This window comes from Kocuria sp. CNJ-770, from assembly GCF_001942375.1.
In the GTDB taxonomy this organism is placed as follows: domain Bacteria; phylum Actinomycetota; class Actinomycetes; order Actinomycetales; family Micrococcaceae; genus Kocuria; species Kocuria oceani.
On the sequence record NZ_MKJW01000019.1, the window covers coordinates 1 to 2917 of the forward strand.

Here is a 2917-nt window from a genome sequence, read left to right on the forward strand (position 1 = left end):
GGCTGAACAGCTGCTCCCAGGAGCCGATGCGCACCGCCGCATTGATGCTCCCGGAGAGGAACACCAACAAGAAGGCCCCGAAGGCGACCACCGAGAAGCGGCGCAGCACCACCGCGGCCATCGGCACCTGGCCCCGGACGCCGGCGCCGCGGCCGGCCCCCGCGGGCAGCGTGCCGGTGCCCGCGTCAGACCCGCTCAGCTGCGGAGAGAGCCAGGCGAGCACCACCAGCCCACCGGTCCACAGGCACACGCCCAGCAGGTGCAGGCCCAAGGAGTTCACCGCCCCCATGTGGTCCGCGCCCCCGGCAGCGTGACCGGTGAGGGCCATCGCCACCAGGGCCGTGCACGCCAACACGAAGGTGAGCAACAGCCCCATCAGGGCCCGGACGCCGAAGACCAGGGTGGTGACCACGGCAGCGGCCACCACGGTCGCCGCCTGAGACTGCCCCAGGGAAAGATCCGTGGCGTAGTACAGCAGCTGCTGCGCGTAGGCCTCGTCCCCGCCCACCGGCACCCCCGCCACATCGGAGTAGGACAGCACCAGCACCACGACGGCAGCCACCGTCCACACCACCGACGCCACCTCGGCCAGACCCATGGTGGCCGTGAACAAGGGGTGCTCCGCTTCCTGGCCCCCGTTCCGCCCGTCTGTGCGGCGGCGGAACCCACCACGGGTTTTTGGTACGACGCCCAGAGCGAAGAGCAGGGAACCCAGCACCACGACCAGGGCACTGTTGTGCACCACCTCGACCACGGGCAGACCCCAGCGCACCAGCGCCCCCGGGTCAGCCGCCAGACGAGCGGCCCCCGAGCCGCTGTAGAGCATCGCCAGAATCAACACCGCCAAGGCCACCACCAAGGCAGCAGCGAGCTGCCCCGGCCTCACCCTGTGACTACCAGGCTTCGCCTGCCCGGTGCGCGCCTGCCCGGTGTGCTCGGGCGTTCTCATACTCATGAGCTGATCTCCTTCACCTGCCTCTGGATGACGCGACGGGTTGCGTCCATTCTCCCCTGGCGGGGTACCCCGGCCGGGCCACCCGTGATCACAGGCAAGAATCGCCAGTACCGGGCCTTGCCAGCAGTGCCCGCCAAGCGGGAACCGGCAACCTCCCGGATCCTCTTCCCCATGGCCTCCGGGGATCTCAGCGGCCATGGGACACCCCGCCAGAGGATGCCTCGTAGTAGCGCCACCAGCCAAGGCCATTACACGCCGGCCCTCCCGAGTGCAGGACCGTGCGGGGCGAGTTACTACAGCAGGTCTTCCACCTCGCCGACCTCGGACTGCCGGTGGGTGACTATCGACTGCGCCACGGAGGTCACGGCCGGACTGCCCGGCCGGTGCAGGAACCGCAGATCGCACTGGTTCTGCTCCCCGGGGGTGATGGAACAGCCGGTCCCCGGGATCGCTGTCATGAGAGGGTTGCAGCATGTCCCATCATGCGTCCTCCGGCGCCTTCCCACCCGATGAACCCAGCAGCGACCAGGGATCTTCCCCGGACGGATCCAGGGTCGAGAACCTTCCCGCGAAGGCCGAGCCTCAAGCGGTTCTGTACGAGGAGAGGCTGTCGGCCGCGTGGTGGATGTGGTTGCTCGTGCTCTTCGCGGGTCTGGTGGGTCTCATCGCCCTGGCCCCGATCAACATGTGGGTCGGGGCCGCTGTCGGGGCCGTGGTCGCCGGCGGCACTGCGGTGGCGTTGATTGTTTCGAGCACCGGGATCGTGATCACCGGGGAGTCGTTGCAGGTGGGGCGGGCCCGTATCGAGCGCCGGTTTGTGGGCGAGGCCGAAGCGTTTCGCGGCAGCGCCGTGCAACGGGTGCGGGGCCCCGAGCTTGACGCCCGCGCCTACATGAACTTCCGCGTCTCCGTGGGACCGGTGGTCCGCATCCAGATCACCGATCCCGTGGATCCCACCCCTTATTGGTTGACCTCGACCCGTCATCCGGAGCGCATCGTCGAGATCCTCTCCGCCGGCTGAGACCGGCGTCCTGTGAGGGGCTCGTCCGGTGACCAGCTCTCAGTGGCTCCGGAGAGTATTGAGGATGGGGATGGGTGTCACCCAGATGGCCTCGGCTTCCACCGGTGCCAGATCGATCGCGGTGTGCTGGTTCCCCGGTACACCGGTGGTTCCGCTGGCTCCCTGGGCGATGACACGAAAAGGCCCGCCCGGCACGAGGCCGCAGGCGCGGAACCGGGTCAGGCGTTGCGGGTCGGCATCAGAGAGACGAACGATCTCGTATCGTCCCGGCCTCGCCCTGGTGAGCCGGGTGGTGTTGCGTGGGCGGCGGGTGCGTCCCTGCGCGGTGGGGATCGGGTCCCCGTGCGGATCGGCCGTAGGCTCTCCCAGCTGGGCGTCGATGCGCTCGATCATCGCGTCGGAGACGGCGTGCTCGAGACGTTCGGCCTCGTCGTGGACCTCCTCCCACGGATACCCCAGGGTGGTGACGAGGAAGGTCTCCAGCAGTCGGTGCCGGCGCACCATCGCGACCGCGTACGCGCGCCCCTGCGGGGTGAGGGTGACGGGCTTGTAGGGCTGGTACTCGACGAGCCCCTGGGCGGCCAGTCGCTTGACCGTGTCGGTGACGTTGGGGGCGGAGGTCCCCATCCGCGCCGCCAGGGCTGTGGTGGTGATCGGCGGGTCGCCCCATTCGGTGGCCGACCAGATCGCCTTGAGATAGTCCTGGGCGACCGGGGTGATCTCACTTAAGTCCATGGGATCCACGCTACCGAGTGCCGCGCCGGAGCTGCCGGGCCCACTCAATCGGCCCCGGTGGCGGTCAGGATGATCAGCGCCAGATTCAACGACACGATCAGGGCCACGACCACCCAGGCGGCGACAGTCAAGGCCACCTTGTTCACGAAGGCGCCCATCAGATCCCGGTTGCTGCTCAGTCGCACCAACGGGATCAGGGCGAAGGG

Annotated in this window: 4 protein-coding genes; 1 reads left to right on the forward strand and 3 read right to left on the reverse strand. The window is 68.9% G+C overall.

Translation table 11 applies throughout. The annotated features are described in order from the left end of the window. On the reverse strand, positions 1-955 hold a 955-nt coding region (locus BJF77_RS00885; protein ID WP_369821339.1), incomplete at its 3' end, for a copper resistance D family protein. Positions 956-1248: 293 nt separating this feature from the next. Further along, positions 1249-1413, reverse strand: coding sequence for a hypothetical protein (locus BJF77_RS20395; protein WP_158041147.1), 165 nt, complete (start codon positions 1411-1413; stop codon positions 1249-1251). A gap of 149 nt (positions 1414-1562) precedes the next feature. On the opposite strand from BJF77_RS20395, the gene BJF77_RS00890 reads away from it, so the two are divergent. Continuing rightward, positions 1563-1976: a DUF3093 domain-containing protein gene (locus BJF77_RS00890; RefSeq protein WP_047804913.1), complete on the forward strand. Its 414-nt coding sequence runs from the start codon at positions 1563-1565 to the stop codon at positions 1974-1976. Positions 1977-2015: 39 nt separating this feature from the next. On the opposite strand, the gene BJF77_RS00895 is transcribed toward BJF77_RS00890, so the two are convergent. Beyond that, on the reverse strand, positions 2016-2711 hold the full coding sequence (locus BJF77_RS00895; RefSeq protein ID WP_047804882.1) for a metal-dependent transcriptional regulator: 696 nt from the start codon (positions 2709-2711) through the stop codon (positions 2016-2018). Positions 2712-2917 lie beyond the last annotated feature (206 nt).

Coding starts and splice junctions, on each gene's coding strand:
- BJF77_RS20395 (WP_158041147.1), bottom strand. CDS start 1,413: ATGACAGCGATCCCGGGGACCGGCTGTTCCATCACCCCCGGGGAGCAG.
- BJF77_RS00895 (WP_047804882.1), bottom strand. CDS start 2,711: ATGGACTTAAGTGAGATCACCCCGGTCGCCCAGGACTATCTCAAGGCG.